The organism is Moorena sp. SIO1G6 (assembly GCF_010672795.1).
GTDB lineage: Bacteria > Cyanobacteriota > Cyanobacteriia > Cyanobacteriales > Coleofasciculaceae > Moorena > Moorena producens.
In genome coordinates this window covers 1-1,582 of record NZ_JAAHFZ010000172.1, presented here as the reverse complement: position 1 = coordinate 1,582, position 1,582 = coordinate 1, and the positions used below count along the sequence as shown (strand labels likewise).

At 41.5% G+C, this 1,582-nt stretch carries 1 pseudogene; it reads left to right on the top strand.

The annotated features are described in order from the left end of the window. Positions 1–150 precede the first annotated feature (150 nt). Positions 151–1,095: pseudogene (locus F6K63_RS36800) on the top strand (histidine kinase dimerization/phospho-acceptor domain-containing protein); the annotation flags it as partial. Positions 1,096–1,582 lie beyond the last annotated feature (487 nt).

The window sequence follows — 1,582 nt, the reverse complement described above, 5'->3', positions numbered from 1 at the left end:
CAGCCCAGGTGGGGTCGCAATTTGGCTCGAAGTTGGTTAATCTGTTCCATGAGGGTTTGTGGTCTTTGTGGTAATTTCCATCAAACCCTCTCCCTGGCACTTTTTGCAACTTTTGTCCTGTACTGAGATCGTTTATATGCCTATAGTTGGTTGTTGATTTTGTTGGCTTGGATTGCCTATTTAATTATCAACAATTTGGTAAAAGCTAACCGTCGTACCATCAACATTCTCGAAAGTATCACGGATGCCTTTATTTCCCTAAACGACCAGTGGCAGATTACCTATCTTAATCCCCAAGCTTTCCAAATGCTACAGAGTCAACCCGAACAGCTTCTGAATCAGAATCTGGAGGAGGTGTTTTCCGGAGTCTTTGGCTCCAAGTTCTACCAGGAATGTCATCGGGCGGTTGCTGCACAGGTTGTTGTCACCTTTGAAGAATACTATCCACCGACCAAACGTTGGTTTGACGTGAAAGCTTATCCAGGTATTAATGGTCTTTCAGTGTTCTTTCATGACATTACTGAGCGCAAACAAGCCTCCCGGGTCTTGCAGCAACTCAATGAGGACTTAGAAGCTAGGGTAGAAGAACGTACTGTCCAACTTGCTGAAAGTATGAAAGAAGCCGAAAAAGCGCGGACTAAGTCTGAAGAAGCTAACAAAGCCAAAAGCGAATTTCTTGCCAATATGAGCCATGAACTGCGCACCCCCCTCAATGCTATCCTAGGATTCACCCAATTGATGAACCGTGACTCATCGCTGAATCAGGAACATCAGGAATATCTAGCAATCATTAGTCGCAGTGGTGAGCATTTACTGAACTTGATCAATGACATATTAGAAATGTCCAAAATTGAGGCAGGTCAGATAACTGTAAATGAAACTAGCTTTGACCTGTATCGTCTGCTGGATAGTCTCGAAGAGATGTTAGGACTGCGAGCCGCCTCCAAAGGCTTACAGCTCATCGTTTACCGAGAGCCAGAGCTTCCTCGATATGTGAAAACAGATGAGGGAAAATTGCGCCAAGTTTTGATTAATTTACTGGGAAACGCTATCAAATTCACTCAAGAAGCTCACGGGGTGACAAGAGAGCTAAAAAGATTGCTGTATAATAATCATAGCCCGTTGACCCTGGAGATAAAAAGGGAGCTTATTAGGAGTTAATCTTATTAATTTATCCACACACTCTTTCATAAACTCATGATAAACTATCCAACTCGTCCCATATAAACCTATCCAAAAATTACTATTTTTTGTAAAACTTTGCTTAAATTTTCGACAGCGACCAATATACTTTTGGTGACCTTTTATTTTAAGATCATATCCTTTGAACGTGGCAATAGTGTAGGAAATTGCGATCAACAAAACTAGACTGTTTAAACGTTCAATCTTCGCTTTAGATCCCTCTAAATTGTAACCACCTGTTTGACAATCACGGAACATGGCTTCAATACCTACTGGGATTTAAACAATAAAAAGAGTAAAATAAGGCTATAATACTTATCAGACAGTAAGTTTACGTCGAAATAACCTCCATGAGAGAAACCACTCCCTCCGCCATGCCCCCGTGCTTTGAGAAATGGTG